An 18,215-nucleotide genomic window follows, 5' to 3' on the forward strand; every position below is an offset into this window, starting at 1 on the left:
CTCACCTCAAATCTCATCTGCTCTAACGGCTAGTAAGAAATCATTGCAGGTTACAAACCTTACGAGCTACTACCATTAGCGAATCTCCCGCCAATGAAGACTTCTCTTTATGTTATACTATACAAAAAGGAGGTACTTTTATGAAACCATTACAACTTTCACCAGACACAGCTATTAAGTTATCTAAAGCTCTCGGTGTTCCACTTGAACAGCTTATGCATATGCCTCAGCATATTTTAATTCAAAAACTTGTTGAATTAGAAAAACAAAATAAAGATACAGAATAGACAGTCCTGTTATGCACAGGACTTTTCTTATGAAAATTCCCGCCACTTATCTCCTTCGGATCTTGAAGTGGGGGTTTCTTGTCAATTCCCTAATAAATTCCCAACACAACAAACAATCACCGCTTCATCCTATCTCTCCTTTATAATCAAAACAACATGTAACATTTAAACATTCTTGCTTCTCAAAAGAAAACCTCCGATACCTTCCCGTTGAAACAATAAAGTGAAACTTCCATCACCGGAAGCTTTCTTCATCCCCCACTGATGCTGATGGTTAGTTGAACCAATCAGGCACATGCCAGCAGTTATCCCCCACCTATCTTCTTTGCTTTTCTCTGAATCTTGAGGTGAGGCGCTTACTGCCCGTTAATGCGGTATAAAAAATGAACATTCCTTTCATGATGGTTATCTAAAACTACCATAAAAGGAATGTTCATCGATTTGTATATCAATGATTTATTGATTAAAAAAGAAATTTATTGCTGAATTTACTTTTATAAACAAAACCGCTTCATCTATTGATATCGTTAATTCAGCTCGCCTTATGCTCAAGCCTTAATTTATCTGCAACCATCGCGATGAATTCACTGTTCGTAGGTTTCGCTTTTGACATGGAGACAGTATAACCAAATAAAGAAGAAATGGATTCAATATTCCCTCGGCTCCATGCAACTTCAATTGCATGACGGATTGCACGTTCGACACGGCTTGCCGTTGTATTATATTTCTTTGCGATATCTGGATATAGTACTTTTGTAATTGATCCAAGCAACTCAATGTCGTTATATACCATTGAGATCGCCTCGCGCAAATACATATACCCTTTAATATGAGCTGGTACACCAATTTCATGAATGATACTTGTAATGCTCGCATCTAAATTTTTCGGTTTTCCATCAGACGTTGTTACAGAACGAAAAGCTGATAGTGGACGTTTAATTGTAGCGCTTGATTTTCCACTCACTTGACGAATGTGACTTGTTAAGTTTTCCATATCAAATGGTTTTAATATAAAATATGATGCACCTAAATCAACAGCTTTTTTTGTCACATCCTCTTGTCCAAACGCTGTTAGCATAATAACATTTGGCTGTTTGAAACGGTCAATATGACGCATTTTTTCTAACACTGCGAGTCCATCTAAATGTGGCATAATAATATCAAGGACCAGTACATCCGGTTGTCTCTCTTTTAATAAATTTAAGCACTCTTGACCATTGTAAGCTACCCCAATCACTTCCATATCATCTTGAGCGGCAACATAACTCTCTAACATAGATATAAGTTCTTTATTATCATCCACGAGACACACTTTAATTTTCTCCACAGCTTTTCCTCCCTACAAATGATTTCTCCCGACATAAAGTATTAGCTTCTAGACTACATGAATTGTTCGACAATTATGTGAAAATCCCCTTTAAAACTTTCTTAAATTCCGAAAAAATCACAAAAAAACATCTTTATCGTTCATTTCTTAGTTTTTCTTTACATATTCCATCATATGATTACAACCGAATATACATACTCTACTTTTATTTTACAACAAAAAACAACCATTGCGAAACTTTTGTAACTTTTCAACGACTTTATACAGTGAAATTTCCATCAGCGGGGGTTTCTTCATCCCCCACTGATGGAAAGCTCTCACCAATCGGGCTTTTACGGACAGTTATTCCCCACCTATCTTCTTCGCTTTTCTCTGCATCTTGAGGTGGGGGTTTACTGCCCGCGAATAGCGGGATAGATCGAAAAAAAGCAAGCTGAATAAATTCAGCTTGCTTTTTTCTGATCGTTATAAATATTAATACCCGCTTCATGTAGCATCCACTCAATATGAACTCCATATCCGGATGTTGGGTCATTAACAAATACGTGTGTTACAGCTCCAACTAATTTCCCATCTTGTATAATAGGACTACCACTCATTCCTTGTACAATTCCACCTGTTTTTTCTAATAGACGTTTATCTGTAATCTTAACAACCATCCCTTTTGTTGCAGGGAATTTTTGCGGAACTGTACTTACGATTTCTATATCGAATGCTTCCACTTTATCTTGATCAATAACCGTCAAAATTTTCGCAGGTCCCTCTTTTACTTGATAAGAAAGAGCAATTGGAATTGCTTCATCCATAATTCCATTTTTCATTCCTGTATTTAACTTACCGAAAATACCAAATGGACTATTCGTTGTAATATTACCAATAATTTCATGATCTGGTGAAAATCTTGCTAGTTTTTCACCCGGATCACCATTACTACCACGTTCAATGGATGTTACTGTCGAACGAACAATTTGTCCATCTTCAACTTGAATTGGTTTTTTCGTATCATTGTCAGAAATAACATGACCAAGTGCACCGTATTTCATTGATTCTGGATGAATAAAAGTCATTGTTCCAATACCTGCAGCTGAGTCACGAATATACAACCCAATTCGATACGACTGTTCTCCCCCATCTTTTTGCGGAGTTAATTTTGTTCGAATATATTTTCCATCTCGCAATAAAACAAGATTAAGCGATTCCCCTGTTTTCCCGCTATCATGAATAAATGGTGCAATATCACTCATGCGTTCAATCGTCTTACCATTTATTTCAGTAATCATATCCCCTACTTGCACACCTGCAAGCTCACCCGGAGATACTTTTCCTTTTTCTGTTTGGATCAAATGATGGCCTACAACAAGTACCCCTTTTGCATTTAACTTTACTCCTATTGATTGCCCACCTGGAACCACCTTAAAATCTTTTAATACTTTTACATTTACTTTTTTCACCGGCAATCCTGCAAGCTCATAAACCATATCAGCTTCTCCGCTTTGATGCGGATTTACTGCAATTGTTTTTTCACCAGCATGTTGAGAAACAATTGTAAAAATCGTTTCATCTGTTGATTTTGTTTGAAATACAGGTAAAGAAGATACTTGTGAATCTTGATTTTGAAACATAACAAGTTGCTTTGGAAGTGAAATAAACTCGCGAAGCGGTTTATAACACCCAATAAAGACAAGCGAAACAAGGAGACAGATTCCTATGATTTTTCGAAATTGCTCTAATTTCAATCTTTTCACTCTCCTCGCTCCTAACCCACATTCAGCCAAGCGGCTTCACTTTTTAATCTCTCCTTGCTACCCTTTCTTTATAACCGGAAGAATTAAGAAATCATTGTTGTTACAAAAAAAGCTATCCATTATTGGATAGCCTCTGCTGCTTGTTTAAAACGATGCGCTTGCGAGAGTAACTCTCTTGCATGCTCTGTTGTTAAATCAGTTATTTCTACACCAGAAATCATGCGAGCAATTTCTGTCACCTTTTCATCCTGACTTAGTACAGTAACAGATGTAACTGTTCGTTCATTGACAATTTGTTTACGAATAAACAAATGAGAATCTGCCATAGACGCGACTTGTGGTAAATGTGTAATACATAGCACTTGTGAATTGACGGAAACACGATAGATTTTTTCAGCAATTGCCTGTGCAACACGCCCGCTTACTCCAGTGTCTACCTCATCAAAAATAACAGAAGCAACACCTTGATGTTTAGAGAAAATACTCTTTAACGCTAATATAATACGGGATAATTCTCCTCCTGAAGCTACTTTAGAAAGCGGCTTTAACGGTTCTCCTGGATTTGTAGAAATATAAAATTCCACATAGTCATACCCATCTTGGGTCATTTTTACAGAAGCTCCTTCGACAAGAGGATCGTCAATTGTCCCTTCTTTTTTCTTTATCATTACTTCAAATTTTGTTTTTTCCATGTACAGCTCTTTTAATTCTTGATGAATTGCTGTTGTTAATCGGTTCGCAAGATTATGACGCATGCCACTTAATAATTTTGCTTCTTTTACTATAAGATGTTCTACTTCTTTTAATTTTTTTCTCGTTGTTTCAATGTGTACATCTTTATTTTCAATGGTAAATATTTCTTGTTCGATTTCATCCGCATATGCTAAAATTTCTTCTACAGTATTTCCATATTTACGCTTTAACATACGAATTTCATTTAAACGCGTTTCAATTTCATCTAAACGATTAGGGTCATACTCCATCATATCTAACTTTTCACGCAGCTGATAAGCGACCTCTTCTAATAAATAATAACTATTTGCAATCGCATCATAGTTTTCTTGATATGCTATATCCAAATCCGTAATGCTCTCCATTTGATTCATTGCATTTCGTACATGATCTAAACCAGAACGGTCTTCAGTTAAAGAACGATACGAATCACCCAACGCCTTATAAATCTTTTCGAAGTTCGAAATCTTCAATCGTTCTTCTAATAAGTTTTGCTCTTCATCTATTTTCAAGTCTGCATTTCGAATCTCTTCATGTTGAAATTGAATCAAGTCTAAACGATGTGCCATTTGTTGCTCGTTCTCTGTTAAAGAGAGCAATTGTTTTTTTAATTGCTCGTATTCTCTATAAACATGTTGATACTTTTCTAACTGAACTAAAATATGGTCCCCATCAAAATGATCAAGCATAAATAAATGACGGTCTTCATTCATTAAATCTTGTGTTTCATGTTGCCCATGAATATCAACAAGCGTTTTCCCAATTTCCTTTAATACACTTAATGTAACAAGTTTTCCGTTTACGCGGCATACACTTTTCCCGTTCACAGAAATATCCCGTTTTAAAATCATCATGCCATCTTCAATTTCAATATCAAGTTCTTCTGCTTTCATAACGCAAGGATGATTTTCATCCTCAATATAAAATAATCCTTCAATCTCAGCTTTATCTGTCCCATAGCGCACAAATTCCGCAGAACCGCGTCCTCCAACAAGAAGACTAATCGCATCAATAATGATGGATTTCCCTGCACCCGTTTCACCACTTAAAACAGTCAGCCCTTTTTGAAAAGAAATATTTAATGATTCAATAATAGCAAAGTTTCTAATCGATAATTCCGATAACAATGCCTCATTCACCTCGTTATCTAATTCACACTCCATACTGGAGGCTTAAACTATTCTCACATACATTCTTCTATTCATTCTTTTCTTGATGAAGAATATATTATGTAATCTGCTTCATTGTACCAAACATTTGTTTTTTCGGTCAATGTAACAATAATGATATTTCGATATGGAAATGTGTATTTTTACGTGCTATTTTGGATTTTCATCCCGCATTAACGGGCAGTAAAACCCACCCACTGATGGAAGTTTCACTTTATATTTCTTCATAACAAAAATATCTTGCTTACTTTTCACTCTTCTGAGCAATAAAGCAAACAAGATTCTTTTTGTTACAGCATATTTAAAAAGCGATTCGATACAACTCCTGTATCTTCAGGTGTACGGCAAATAATTAAACACGTATCATCACCGCAAATTGTGCCAATAATTTCATCCCATTCTAAATGATCAATAAGTGCACCAAGAGCATGTGCGTTACCTGGCAATGTCTTTAACACGAGCATATGACCAGCTGAATCTAATTTAACAAACGAATCGATAAGATTGCGTTTTAATTTTTGAAGCGGATTAAATCGTTGGTCGGCTGGTAAGCTATATTTATACCTTCCGTCATGAAGTGGCACCTTTACTAAATGTAATTCTTTAATGTCTCGTGATACTGTTGCTTGCGTTACATTAAAACCTTCATTACGCAAAATATCTACTAGTTCATCTTGTGTTTCAATTTCTCTATTCGCAATAATTTCTCGGATTTTAATATGGCGCTGCCCTTTATTCATATTTTTGCACCTCGCACTATCTCTTACCTTAGTTTTAACGTCGCTATACTTCACTTCTTTATGTTAACGTATAACTGGTTACTTGTACACCGTTGTTTTTACAATTGTGTTTACAATTCTAGCTTGCTGCATGTTTAAAAAAAGGAACAACAATTGTTATTCCTCTTTTCCTTTTTGCTTCAGGGCTTCGTGAGCTTCTGTCACAACTTCCTCTACTCGAATAGGAGAATGATTTTCCCCTTGCGTACGCTCACCATACCATTTTAAATGAATTAAAAATTCAATATTTCCATCTCCGCCCGTAATTGGAGAGAATGTTAAATTTTGAACATCATAACCCTCTTCTAATGCAAAATCGACAATCATTTCTATAACCGCTTCATGCACTTTACGGTCGCGAACAATTCCCTTTTTCCCCACTTGTTCTCGCCCAGCTTCAAATTGCGGCTTAATAAGCGCTGCAACGTCTCCACCAGAAGTTAACATTGTTTTCAATACAGGTAAAATTAATTTTAAAGATATGAATGATACGTCAATGCTCGCAAATTGCGGTAATCCTTGCTGCAAATCAGCAGGTGTTACATAACGGAAATTCGTCCGTTCCATTACCACAACGCGCTCGTCCTGACGCAGCTTCCATGCAAGCTGGTTATAACCTACATCTAACGCATATGATAACTTCGCTCCATTTTGCAAAGCACAATCGGTAAACCCACCAGTTGAGGAACCGATATCTAACATAACCTTATCTTGCAAATTTATTTGAAATGTTTCTAATGCCTTCTCTAATTTGTATCCACCACGGCTTACATATGGCATCACTTGTCCTTTTACTGTAAGCTCTGTATCTTGCGGTATTTTTTCACCCGGCTTATCTAAACGCATTTCATTAGCATATACAAGACCGGCCATAACAGCCCGCTTTGCTTTTTCTCTTGTTTCCACAAGTCCTCGTTCTACTAATAGTACATCTACTCTTTCTTTTTTCCCGCTCATTCGTTACGCCCTTTTTTGTTTTAATGGAATCATTGTACAAATGCGCTCAACAACTGCATCTGTTGTTAAGCCAATTTCTTCAAGAAGCTTAGATACACTGCCATGCTCGATGAAATGATCTGGAATACCCATACGCTCAATTAGTGCATTATGGTACCCATGCTCACTAGCAAATTCTAACACACCAGAACCAAATCCTCCGATTAAACACGCTTCTTCAATCGTTAAAATCGGCATATTCTTTCCTAATAACTCATGTAAATACGATTCATCCATCGGTTTGATAAAGCGAGCATTCACAACTTTTACAGATATCCCCTTTTTCTCAAGAGATTCCGCTGCCTCTAAAGCCATTGGAATTGTCGTACCAAATGTTAAAATGGCTGCTTGTGAACCTTCACGAAGTGTTTCCCATGTACCGATTGGAACTTCTTTAAACTCCTCATCCATAGGTACACCAAGCCCATTTCCACGCGGATAGCGAAGCGCAATCGGCCCATCTTCGTAATTGATGGCTGTATATACCATATGTTGACCTTCGTTTTCATCTTTTGGCATCATGAGAACGATATTCGGAAGATGGCGTAAAAATGCAATATCAAATATACCTTGATGCGTTTCTCCATCAGCTCCTACTAACCCTGCTCGATCAATCCCGAAAAAGACATTTAAATTTTGGCGGCACACATCGTGAACGACTTGATCATAACCACGTTGTAAAAACGTAGAATAAATCGCTAAAAACGGCTTCATATCTTGCGTCGCTAAACCAGCCGCCATCGTTACCGCATGTTGCTCAGCAATCCCTACATCAAACATACGATTCGGAAATTCTTTTGCAAATTTTTCAAGCTTTGATCCGACCGGCATTGCTGGCGTCACAGCAACGATACGCGGGTCATCCTTCGCTAATTTACGAACTGCTTCGCTAACAACAGAACTCCATGCCGGCGCAACTTCCTTCGGTTTCACAAAATCACCAGATTCAATTTTGTATGCTCCTGTACCATGCCAAGTTCCAATTACATCACTTTCAGCCGGTTTATAGCCTTTTCCTTTTTTCGTAATCACATGAACAAGAACAGGACCTTTCGTTTTCTTTGCATATTGAAGATTTTCAAATAAACTTTCATAATCATGACCATCAACAGGGCCTAAATATGTAAATCCTAATTCTTCAAAAAACACACCGGAAACGAGTAAATATTTCAAACTATCTTTTACTTTTTCTGCTGTTGCAGCTACTTTACCGCCTACTGCCGGAATTTTCTTCAATAAGTATTCCAGTTCATCTTTTACCCATTGATATTTCCCTGCTGTACGTAAACGTCCAAGTACGTTATGCAATGCACCAACGTTCGGTGCAATCGACATTTCATTATCATTTAAGATAACCGTCATATCTGTTTGCTCATGTCCAATATGGTTTAGTGCTTCTAGTGCCATTCCACCTGTTAACGCACCATCACCAATAATCGGAACAATATACTCTTTCGTTTTCTTTAAATCACGCGCAAGTGCCATTCCCATTGCGGCAGATAATGAAGTAGAACTATGCCCAGTTTCCCACACATCATGCTCACTTTCACAACGCTTTGGAAAACCACATAATCCTTTATATTGTCTTAATGTCCCAAAATCCTTTGCACGCCCTGTTAAAATTTTATGTACATAGGATTGATGTCCTACATCCCATAAGAATTTATCTCTTGGACTATTAAATACTTTATGCAAAGCAATTGTGAGTTCTACTACACCTAGGTTCGGAGCAATATGTCCACCTGTTTGAGAAAGCTCTTCAATTAAAAACTTTCGAATATCTTCGCTTAATGCCTCTAGTTCGCTTATAGACATATCCTTCAAAAAACTAGGATTTTGAATTTGCGTCAGATCCACAAGGATCACTCACTTTCGTTTCATAATCTGTCATCATATCAACTAGTATACAAAATACCTGTAAAACATATTTGTACTTAATTGTATTACAAAAATCAAGCATCTTCTTTATTTTTATACGATGAAAAAAGAGCCGCTAACACAAAGTGATAACGGCAATGTAATCTACATATATTTTTGCCAATAACAAGAAAAGAAAAACCTTTGTCTACATTTATACCACAAAATCCCCGATGGCTCAACAAATGAAAACGTTCTGATACTAGTGATTACGCTTTGCAATTAAATCACAAATTGTTAACAAATATTCATCTTGTAATTGTAAAGAAGAAATTGCGTCTTTTGCTTTTGCAATTGTTTCTTCTAAAATTTGTTTCGCTTCTTCTAGTGTAAACAACGTTGTATATGTACTTTTTTCATTTGTCATATCGCTTCCGACCGGTTTCCCAATTTCTTCTTCTGTTCCTTCTACATCTAAAATATCATCACGAATTTGAAAAGCAAGTCCAACATACTTCGCAAATGTAAGTAGTTTTTCTTGTTGCTCAGTCGTAGCCCCTGATAATAGCGCACCAGCTAATACTGCAAATTCTAATAAACGGCCAGTTTTATGCTTATGAATATATTCTAACTCGTGAAGCGTTAACTGTTTCCCTTCCGCTTCCATATCCGCAACTTGTCCTCCAACCATTCCTTCTGGTCCTGCCGCTTTTGCAAGTTCTAACGCAATGCGCATCTTTATTTCAGGAGTAATGTCTTTATGCTCTTGCCCTGTTACAACTTGGAATGCATATGTTAACAATCCATCACCAGCTAATACAGCCATCGCTTCACCAAATACTTTATGATTTGTCGGTTTTCCACGGCGTAAGTCATCATCATCCATACAAGGCAAATCATCATGAATTAAAGAATATGTATGAATCATTTCTAGTGCACAGGCTGTATCTATTCCTAAATCTCTATCTTTCCCAAACGCTTGTAGCGTCGCAAGTAAAAGTAACGGCCGGAGACGCTTTCCGCCCGCTTCTAATGAATATGCCATCGCTTCGCGAAGCACATTCGGACATTGTAATGTATTTGCATAACGGACAAGCTGTTCTTCAACAAGTGCTTTGCTCTCTTTCATAAAAGCATCAAAAGCTATATACGCCATTATGCTTCATCTCCTAGGGCAGTAAAAGGACGAAGTTCACCGTTTTCACCAAGTATAACTGCCATTTGGTCTTGTACATCTTTCAATTTGTCATCGCAAAGCTTAGAAAGTTCCATACCTTCTTTAAAATACGAAATTGCTTCTTCAAGCGGAACATCGCCTTGTTCAAGCTTAGAAACAATTTGCTCAAGCTTTGCAATCGCTTCTTCAAAGCTCACTTTATTTTCCATCGCCTAGTTCACGCTCCTCTATTCCCCATACATTACATTCTAACACACCATCTTGAAGCTGTACTGCAACCGCATCTCCAAGATCAATTTCTTTCACGCTTTTTAACACCTGTTTTTTATTGTTATAGACAAGACCGTAGCCTCGCATCATCACTTTAAGAGGACTTAACGTTTCTAACTTCTCTACTGCTCTTGTAAAAGCAAACTCTTTCGCTTGTAGAAGAGTTTGCATTTCGCGTTGCAGTTGTTTTTGCAATGCGTCCACCATAAGCTTTGTTTGCTCAATTTTTTGCGAAGGATGATGCTTTCCTAAATAAAATGACAGCTGCTGAAGCTGATTCGCCTTCTTCTCTATGTAACGTTCTTTCGTTTGCATCAGCTTATCAATTGTACGATCCAATTGTTCTTCCTTTTGCTCATACAGTTGTTTTGGATAACGAAACGCATATGATTTTTGTAATGCTTGCAGATGCTCCTGCTTATAGTTCATCATCTCACGCATCGCTCGCGTTAACCGAAGTGTACGCTGCATCACTTTTTCTTCTAATTCGAGAATGTGAGGCGCTGCCAATTCAGCTGCCGCTGTTGGCGTTGGCGCTCTTAAATCCGCAATAAAATCAGCAATTGTAAAATCTGTTTCATGACCAACAGCAGAAATAATCGGAACTTGACTCGCAAAGATTGCCCGGGCTACTGTTTCTTCATTAAACGCCCATAGTTCTTCAATTGAACCTCCACCGCGACCAACAATTAGTACATCCATATCGTTCATTTCATTTGCTTTTTCAATAGCCTGTACAATCGAGGGAGCTGCGAACTCCCCTTGTACAAGAACTGGAAATACAATTACATTTCCAATAGGATAACGACGTGTAATCGTCGTTATAATATCCCGAATCGCCGCACCCGTTGGTGACGTAATAACACCAATTGTTGTTGGATAAGCAGGAATCGGTTGTTTATATACTTGTGAAAACAGCCCTTCCTCTTCTAAACGAGCCTTTAACTGTTCATATGCTAAATGAAGATCCCCTACTCCATCTGGCTGCATATCATGAACATAAATTTGGTATGAACCACTTGCTTCATAAACAGAGATTTTCCCTTTTACAAGCACTGTCATCCCGTCTTCTGGTCTAAATTTCATATTACGATTATGACTTGCAAACATGACCGCAGCAATTCTTGCATTTTCATCTTTTAATGTGAAATACATATGACCGCGGCTATGATATTTAAAATTTGAAATTTCTCCTTTTAACCAAACAGACTGTAAATGAGGATCATACTCTATTTTTGTTTTCATATAACGAGTTAATGCTGTAACGGTTAAATATTGCTTTTCCATCTTTCTCTCCTCATAGCCGCTTTGCAATTACTTACAAACAACACCTGCGCGCTCTGCAGATAGTACTGTATTTTCTAGTAGCATTGTAATTGTCATTGGACCTACGCCTTTTGGTACTGGGGTAATATAGCCTGCAACGTTTAATACATCATCAAAGTCAACATCACCGCACAACTTCCCTGTGTCTAAACGGTTTACTCCGACATCGATTACAACTGCGCCTTCTTTTACATAGTCAGCTGTTACCATTTTTGCTCTTCCAACTGCAACAATTAAAATATCAGCTAGCTTCGTTAATTCTTTTATATTCGCTGTTTTTGAATGACAATAAGTAACTGTCGCATTTTCATTTAAAAACAGTTGTCCTACTGGTTTTCCAACAATATTGCTTCGTCCAATAACAACAACGTGTTTCCCTGTAATATCAAGGTTTGTTTCTTTTACTAATTCTAAAATGCCGTGCGGTGTACATGGAAGGAACGTATCTTGTCCTGTCATCATACGACCGATACTAATTGGGTGGAAACCATCCACATCTTTCTCAGGAGAAATTTTTTCAATGATAGCTTTTTCTTCAATGTGATTTGGCAAAGGTAATTGCACTAAAATACCGTGAATACGATCATCGTTATTTAAACGTTCGATTTCTGCTAATAAACGATCTTGTGTAATTGTATTAGGAAATGTAATTAATTCAGAATAAATGCCAACTTGTTCGCATCCTTTTTCTTTCCCTTTTACATACGAATGAGAAGCTGGATCATCCCCAACTAAAATCACAGCTAGTCCTGGTACAATCCCTTGTTCTTTTAGTTCTGCAACTTTCTCTTTTAACTGTGCTCGCTTTTTCTCTGCAACTTCATTTCCTTTGATGATTACTGCTACCATGTTAAAATTCCCCCTTAAAAAATTACAAAGCTACTTTTCTTCTACCCCGCTCTAACGAGCAGTAGGGCCCTCACCTTAAAGATTTGAAAAATCAAAGAAGATAGGTGAAGGTTAACTGCTCGTAAAAGCTTAATTAGTTTTACTAATCATCTGTGGGGTGAAGCTCCCCACAGATGAGAGTTTACTTTATACTAGATAAAACGCCGTTAATAAAACGACGAGATTCGTCGTCCCCATATGCTTTTGCAATTTCAATTGCCTCATTAATAGATACGCTATGCGGAATATCTTCCATATATTTCATTTCATACACAGCAAGTCGTAAAATACTGCGATCAACAATGCTAATGCGCTCTAATTTCCACTTTTTTAAATTTTGACGAATAAGCTCATCGATTACTTCTTTATGCTCTACACACCCGAAGACAAGTGTTTCTAAAAATTCATTTGTACTTTCGCCTTCTTCAAGTGTATTTTCTACTGCAGCTTTCGGATTATATTCTCCGGTAATATCCATTTGATAGAGTGCTTGCATTGCTCTTTCTCTAGCCGTCCTACGTTTCATTATAACTCTCCTTTATACTTCAAGTCTTCCTTATGTTTTGTTATATTATTATAATTTATAAGCCGTCGAATTACTTACTCTTTATAATTTCCGCTGAGTTTTCAACCTTATAATACAATGATAATACCACAATTTATCGTTTCATACACGAGTTCCCTAACGGAAAAATAATAAAAAAATTAACTCCAAGTTCCATATCATACCACAATGTACGTTTTTTTCAAAAATACGTATTTACCCTTATATTTTTTTCATTTTTTTGAATAATATAATGTTTCTGGAACTTAAATAGAGGTATACAAAACGATAAAAAAAGGTGCCTGTATAACGAGGCACCTTTTTTAGTATTACACTGGCTCAATTTCTGTCTTTGGTGTCTCAAATGTTACACCAACGATATGCACGTTTACTTCTTTCGGTTCAAGGCCTGTCATTGTAAGAAGCGCTTGACGAATATTATCTTGAATATTTTGTGCAACAACTGGAATTGCTACACCAAAATACATTAATACATAAACATCAACGATAATGTCATCGTTTGCTAACTCTACTTTTACGCCCTTTCCGTGATTTTTCTTCCCTAACTTCTCAACAACATCTGTTGCAAAATTACCACGCATTGCCGCTACACCTTCTACTTCAGAAGCAGCAATACCTGCAATTACTTCAATTACTTCCGGTGCGATTTCTACTTTACCAAGAGTTGTGTCTTGCCCCATGTCTAACATATGATCAGCCATGAAAAAACCTCCTTTAAATGTATCAGTGCGCCGTTAAATCATGCTGTTCTAGAAACTTAGTGTTAAATTCACCTTGTACAAACTCAGGATGGTCAAGAAGTTGTAAATGAAACGGAATCGTCGTATGTACACCTTCAATGACGAATTCACTTAGCGCTCGCTTCATTTTTGCAATTGCTTCTTCACGTGTTTTTCCGTAAACAATAAGCTTTGCAACCATCGAATCGTAATAAGGCGGAATCGTATACCCAGGATATACAGCTGAATCGACGCGAATACCAAATCCTCCTGGCGGTAAATACATTTCTACCTTCCCTGGAGATGGCATAAAGTTTTTGGCAGGGTTTTCCGCATTAATTCGGCACTCAATTGCCCAACCGTTAAATTGTACTTCTTCTTGCTGCAGCGATAACTGCTCTCCTGACGCAACACGAATCTGCTCTTTAATAAGATCTACTCCCGTTACCATTTCAGTTACAGGATGTTCGACTTGAATCCGCGTATTCATTTCCATAAAATAGAAACTTTTCGTTTTATATTCGTAAATAAATTCAACTGTACCGGCACCTGTATAATCTACTGCTGCCGCTGCTTTTACTGCTGCCTCTCCCATTTGTTGACGAATGGTAGCATCTAAAGCGGGAGAAGGCGACTCTTCTAACAGCTTTTGCAAACGACGCTGAATTGTACAATCACGCTCTCCTAAATGAATGACATTACCATGATTATCTGCCATCACTTGAATTTCGACATGACGGAAATCTTCAATGTACTTTTCTAAATATACACCAGGGTTTCCAAAAGCGGTACTTGCCTCTTGCTGTGTAATTTGAATCCCTTTCACAAGCTCTTCTTCAGTGCGCGCAACGCGAATACCCTTGCCGCCGCCGCCCGCTGTTGCTTTAATAATAACAGGATATCCAATTTTCTCTGCGAGTGCTACAGCTTCTTCGGTATTTTTAATGATTCCTTGTGAACCCGGTACAATCGGAACCCCTGCTTCTTTCATTGTATCACGTGCAACGTCTTTTGTGCCCATTTTTGAAATAGCTTCTGGACTTGGACCGATAAAAATCAAATTACATTCACGACAAAGCTCTGCAAAATCAGCATTTTCTGCTAAAAATCCATATCCAGGGTGAATTGCATCACAGCCTGTTAATTTCGCAACACTAATAATGTTCGTTAAGTTTAAATAGCTCTCCTTTGATACAGTTGGACCAACGCAGTATGCTTCATCTGCCACTTGTACATGAAGCGCTTCTTTATCTGCCTCAGAATAAATTGCAACTGTTTCAATATTCATTTCTTTACAAGCACGAATAATTCGTACAGCAATTTCCCCGCGGTTCGCAATTAATACTTTTTTAATCATAACTCAAGACTCCCTTATTATGCTTTTACAAGAAATAGCGGTTGTCCATATTCAACAAGCTGACCGTTATTCACAAGGATTTCAACGATTTCTCCATTTACTTCTGCTTCAATTTCATTAAAGAGTTTCATTGCCTCTACAATACAAACAATTTTCCCTTCTGATACGCGATCTCCTACATTTACATATGCAGGCGTATCTGGTGATGGAGATGCATAGAACGTTCCAACCATTGGAGAAGTAATCTTTTGTAAGTTCTCCTCTTGTACTGCTGGTTTCTCCTCTTGTTTTGGCGTTTCAGCTTGAGCTGGCGCAGCAACCACTTCTGTTGCTATAGCTTGTACAGGTTTCTGCGCTGCAGGAGCAGGTTGCACAGCAACTACTTCATTACCACGCTTTTTCATCTTAATTGTAGTACCATCTTTTTTGTATTCAAATTCATCAATATTAGAATCATCAATCAACTTAATCAATTCACGAACTTCCTGAATTTTAAACATGTAAAATCCACTCCTATATACTTGTTTGTCCTGCTGCAACAGCTTGGCTGCTTCTACAAACCATCAGTTATAAACGCCACTGATGAAAGTTTCACTAAATCCTGCTATAACAGCCAATAATAAGTTACTTCACATACTCTTAATAAAAAAATACTATGAAGTTTCATACTATATATATCCATCTTACGATAAATATTTTCAACATTCCAATTTATTTTTCTTTATGATAAATAAAATCTTCTGTGAAAATAACAGTATGGTATATTTTATCACCTAGTAATAATACCAAGTTTCACTCAAAATTGGCAAGACCACTTCTAAAAAAACAACTTATTCTCCCTTATTATGTAAATTTATATATTTTTTACTAAATATTCAAAGTTTATTTACCTCCACTTCATATCCCCTTCATATAAAAGGAGTATCGTCAAAGTAGAATCATATACAGTGAGGTGTGGAAACGTGAACATTTGGCTTATTCTCTTTCTACCAACTGTTATTATTTGGGGTGTAGCTCTCGCTATTCAAATGAAATGCGGACAAAGTAATCACCTTCATCAAGAGCCAATGATTTTTTACTCACAACAAATTTTTCCTATAAAAGTGAAAGAAACCGAACTACGATTGCTAGACTAACTTCTAGTAAACAAAAAAAGCTATCGAAAAATCGATAGCTTTTTACTTTGCTATTTCAAATCGAACATCTGCCATTAAGCCCGTTTCACTTTTTACAAGCTGCATAATTTTATTTGCTTCTTTTGCAGAGAGCTTCGCTGCTTGCACTGTCACTTTAATGTCATTTCCATCTGCACGTACAAGTGCGTCTTTATAGCCACCTTCTGTTTTAATTAATGTTTCTAATAACGTTTCTTTGGCTGCTAAATCACTTAATGTATTAAATTCATCTTTTGCTTTACTTCTCTCTTCAGCAGAAGCGTTTGTTGAGTTCATTACATCTTGCAATTTTTCTTTCATTTCACTGCGCTGATCCTCCATTTTCAAACGTAGTGCTGTGAAACTATCCTCACTAGCAGAATGACTAGATACATTACCTTCTTTTTTACTTGTTTCTTTTTTGTTTGTTTCCTTTTCAGGTCCTTGCTTCTCTTTCGTTACTTCTTCAAGAGATGTTGTAACAACCTTACTTTTATTATCTGGCGTCATTACATAGTATACCGAAAGAACAACAACTAAACTTAACATCGTTAATAACCAAACTGTTTGTTTTTTTAGCACTTTATTTCCTCCCTAATTCTTTTTTGGCAAGACAGATACACGGTGGCTTGGGACATCAAGCATACGAGTAACAGCCTCTCTCACCATTTGTTTTACTTGTATATTATCCACTCCTTTTGCAACAACAAGAACACCGCGAACTTTCGGTTTCTCTGTTTTGAGTACAATAGGAGTTTCTTTATCCCCTTCACGTATAATTACCGTTTTATCATCAGTAGACTCATCTTCAACTTTTCGTGTTCCACCTTCTTTATCTGTTTCATTTGTCGTTTGCGATCGCTTCACCGTATTTTTGTCGAGTATTTTTTCTTCAGATGAATCAAGATTGACTGTAATTGATACATCTTTTACACCTGTAATACTTTCTAGCGCTTCTTTTAATTGTTGTTCATATTCTTTTTCATATTTATCAATGATAGATTTGTTATCACTGCCTTTTTGTCCAAACGTCGGGACATCTTTTACTTGCTCTTGCCCTGTTTGTGATTTGAGAACAGGTACTTCTGGTTTTTTTGCTTGAAAGAGATTACTAGAAAACATAAGGAGCACACCGAGTATGAGTAAGATGATTAAAAACTTGGATGTTATTTTTTTCTCTTTCTCGTCTTTTTCATTTCCTTTAAAAAATTTGAGAAGAAACTGAAATTTATTATTCATTTACTTTCCCTATCCTCCCTTCCATCTGAACTTTAATTTTGTTCTCTTCTAATTGCCATTTGTTTGAGAAGAATTGTTTCATTTCGGCTGTGTTTTGTTCTGATGTCTTTCGAGGTTCCTTCGAATTAATTTCTACCTTTTGAATTGTTTCAATAGCCCCTTCTCGATTGCGTTCCTTTTGTTGAAGTGTTACGACAACAGACTGAATATCTTGCTGAGATTTCACTTCCTTTTTCTCTTCTGGTACTTTTATCTGCAAACTCATAACGGCCATGCCATATTGTTCTTCCAGTTCTTTCCCAACTTGTTTTTTCATTTGGACAGCCATCTGTTCTAAAATATATGCACGTTGTGAAGCTTGTATTTCTTTTTTCTTTGTATCAATTTGATTTTCTATTAATCCGTTTGCCACATACTTATCTTGACTAACGTTTGCAATTACATCTCGAACGTCCGTTTGTAGCAATCTAAACAAGGGCGTTAAGATTAAAACAACTAGAAGCAAACTAACAACAAATTTGACATACTTTTGTAAATTTGAATTAGGAAGTAACATATGAAGCATCGTCGCTAATAGTAGAAACACAATAATATTCCGAATCCACTCTACTACAAATTGCAACCTGAT

At 36.9% G+C, this 18,215-nt stretch carries 19 protein-coding genes; 2 read left to right on the forward strand and 17 right to left on the reverse strand.

Annotation, left to right across the window (positions count from 1 at the left end; all coding sequences use genetic code 11):
* Positions 1-140: 140 nt before the first annotated feature.
* Complete coding sequence (locus NKR74_RS17520) at positions 141-287, forward strand: YycC family protein (protein ID WP_253630379.1); 147 nt, start codon at positions 141-143, stop codon at positions 285-287.
* 532 nt (positions 288-819) lie between these two features.
* Here the strand turns inward: NKR74_RS17520 and spo0A are convergent.
* The 14 genes from spo0A to accB all read right to left on the reverse strand — a co-directional run bounded on the left by spo0A (position 820) and on the right by accB (position 15,694).
* Entirely contained in the window at positions 820-1,614 is a 795-nt protein-coding gene (spo0A, locus tag NKR74_RS17525; RefSeq protein ID WP_253630380.1) for a sporulation transcription factor Spo0A, read from the reverse strand.
* Between the two features lie 443 nt (positions 1,615-2,057).
* A complete protein-coding gene (spoIVB, locus tag NKR74_RS17530) occupies positions 2,058-3,359 on the reverse strand; it encodes a SpoIVB peptidase (RefSeq protein WP_098307613.1) in 1,302 nt (433 codons plus the stop codon).
* A gap of 119 nt (positions 3,360-3,478) precedes the next feature.
* Positions 3,479-5,218 carry a DNA repair protein RecN gene (recN, locus tag NKR74_RS17535; RefSeq protein ID WP_253630381.1) on the reverse strand — a complete coding sequence of 580 codons (1,740 nt, stop codon included), beginning with the start codon at positions 5,216-5,218 and terminating at the stop codon, positions 3,479-3,481.
* 332 nt (positions 5,219-5,550) lie between these two features.
* Positions 5,551-6,000 (reverse strand): arginine repressor ArgR, encoded by a 450-nt coding sequence (gene argR, locus NKR74_RS17540; RefSeq protein WP_253630382.1) that lies wholly within the window; start codon positions 5,998-6,000, stop codon positions 5,551-5,553.
* A gap of 156 nt (positions 6,001-6,156) precedes the next feature.
* Positions 6,157-6,996, reverse strand: a complete 840-nt coding sequence (locus NKR74_RS17545; RefSeq protein ID WP_253630383.1) for a TlyA family RNA methyltransferase — start codon at positions 6,994-6,996, stop codon at positions 6,157-6,159.
* A 3-nt stretch (positions 6,997-6,999) separates the two neighbouring features.
* On the reverse strand, positions 7,000-8,892 hold the full coding sequence (gene dxs / locus NKR74_RS17550; RefSeq protein ID WP_253630384.1) for a 1-deoxy-D-xylulose-5-phosphate synthase: 1,893 nt from the start codon (positions 8,890-8,892) through the stop codon (positions 7,000-7,002).
* A gap of 262 nt (positions 8,893-9,154) precedes the next feature.
* Positions 9,155-10,048, reverse strand: a complete 894-nt coding sequence (locus NKR74_RS17555; RefSeq protein WP_098307623.1) for a polyprenyl synthetase family protein — start codon at positions 10,046-10,048, stop codon at positions 9,155-9,157.
* Entirely contained in the window at positions 10,048-10,278 is a 231-nt protein-coding gene (locus tag NKR74_RS17560; protein ID WP_098307625.1) for an exodeoxyribonuclease VII small subunit, read from the reverse strand. Before NKR74_RS17560 ends, NKR74_RS17555 begins: the two co-directional genes overlap by 1 nt.
* Entirely contained in the window at positions 10,268-11,626 is a 1,359-nt protein-coding gene (gene xseA, locus NKR74_RS17565; RefSeq protein WP_253630385.1) for an exodeoxyribonuclease VII large subunit, read from the reverse strand. Before xseA ends, NKR74_RS17560 begins: the two co-directional genes overlap by 11 nt.
* Before the next feature lie 27 nt (positions 11,627-11,653).
* Positions 11,654-12,514 carry a bifunctional methylenetetrahydrofolate dehydrogenase/methenyltetrahydrofolate cyclohydrolase FolD gene (gene folD / locus NKR74_RS17570; protein ID WP_098307629.1) on the reverse strand — a complete coding sequence of 287 codons (861 nt, stop codon included), beginning with the start codon at positions 12,512-12,514 and terminating at the stop codon, positions 11,654-11,656.
* 181 nt (positions 12,515-12,695) lie between these two features.
* Positions 12,696-13,079, reverse strand: a complete 384-nt coding sequence (gene nusB / locus NKR74_RS17575; protein ID WP_098307631.1) for a transcription antitermination factor NusB — start codon at positions 13,077-13,079, stop codon at positions 12,696-12,698.
* A gap of 347 nt (positions 13,080-13,426) precedes the next feature.
* Positions 13,427-13,819 carry an Asp23/Gls24 family envelope stress response protein gene (locus NKR74_RS17580; protein WP_098307633.1) on the reverse strand — a complete coding sequence of 131 codons (393 nt, stop codon included), beginning with the start codon at positions 13,817-13,819 and terminating at the stop codon, positions 13,427-13,429.
* Positions 13,820-13,841: 22 nt separating this feature from the next.
* Positions 13,842-15,194: an acetyl-CoA carboxylase biotin carboxylase subunit gene (gene accC, locus NKR74_RS17585; RefSeq protein WP_098307635.1), complete on the reverse strand. Its 1,353-nt coding sequence runs from the start codon at positions 15,192-15,194 to the stop codon at positions 13,842-13,844.
* Between the two features lie 17 nt (positions 15,195-15,211).
* Positions 15,212-15,694 carry an acetyl-CoA carboxylase biotin carboxyl carrier protein gene (gene accB, locus NKR74_RS17590; protein WP_098307637.1) on the reverse strand — a complete coding sequence of 161 codons (483 nt, stop codon included), beginning with the start codon at positions 15,692-15,694 and terminating at the stop codon, positions 15,212-15,214.
* 462 nt (positions 15,695-16,156) lie between these two features.
* Here accB and NKR74_RS17595 point away from each other — a divergent pair, with 462 nt between their 5' ends.
* Positions 16,157-16,330, forward strand: coding sequence for a DNA recombination protein RecO (locus NKR74_RS17595; RefSeq protein WP_253630386.1), 174 nt, complete (start codon positions 16,157-16,159; stop codon positions 16,328-16,330).
* 42 nt (positions 16,331-16,372) lie between these two features.
* Here the strand turns inward: NKR74_RS17595 and NKR74_RS17600 are convergent, their stop codons facing one another.
* Genes NKR74_RS17600 through spoIIIAF form a run of 3 tightly spaced genes read right to left on the reverse strand, consistent with a single transcriptional unit; the run spans position 16,373 to position 18,209 of the window.
* Complete coding sequence (locus NKR74_RS17600; protein ID WP_253630387.1) at positions 16,373-16,930, reverse strand: SpoIIIAH-like family protein; 558 nt, start codon at positions 16,928-16,930, stop codon at positions 16,373-16,375.
* Between the two features lie 12 nt (positions 16,931-16,942).
* Positions 16,943-17,587: a stage III sporulation protein AG gene (gene spoIIIAG / locus NKR74_RS17605; RefSeq protein WP_098307643.1), complete on the reverse strand. Its 645-nt coding sequence runs from the start codon at positions 17,585-17,587 to the stop codon at positions 16,943-16,945.
* Positions 17,580-18,209, reverse strand: a complete 630-nt coding sequence (gene spoIIIAF, locus NKR74_RS17610) for a stage III sporulation protein AF (protein ID WP_098307645.1) — start codon at positions 18,207-18,209, stop codon at positions 17,580-17,582. Before spoIIIAF ends, spoIIIAG begins: the two co-directional genes overlap by 8 nt.
* Between the last annotated feature and the right edge of the window lie 6 nt (positions 18,210-18,215).

Source organism: Bacillus sp. 3103sda1 (assembly GCF_024159135.1).
Taxonomy (GTDB): Bacteria; Bacillota; Bacilli; order Bacillales; family Bacillaceae_G; genus Bacillus_A; species Bacillus_A rhizoplanae.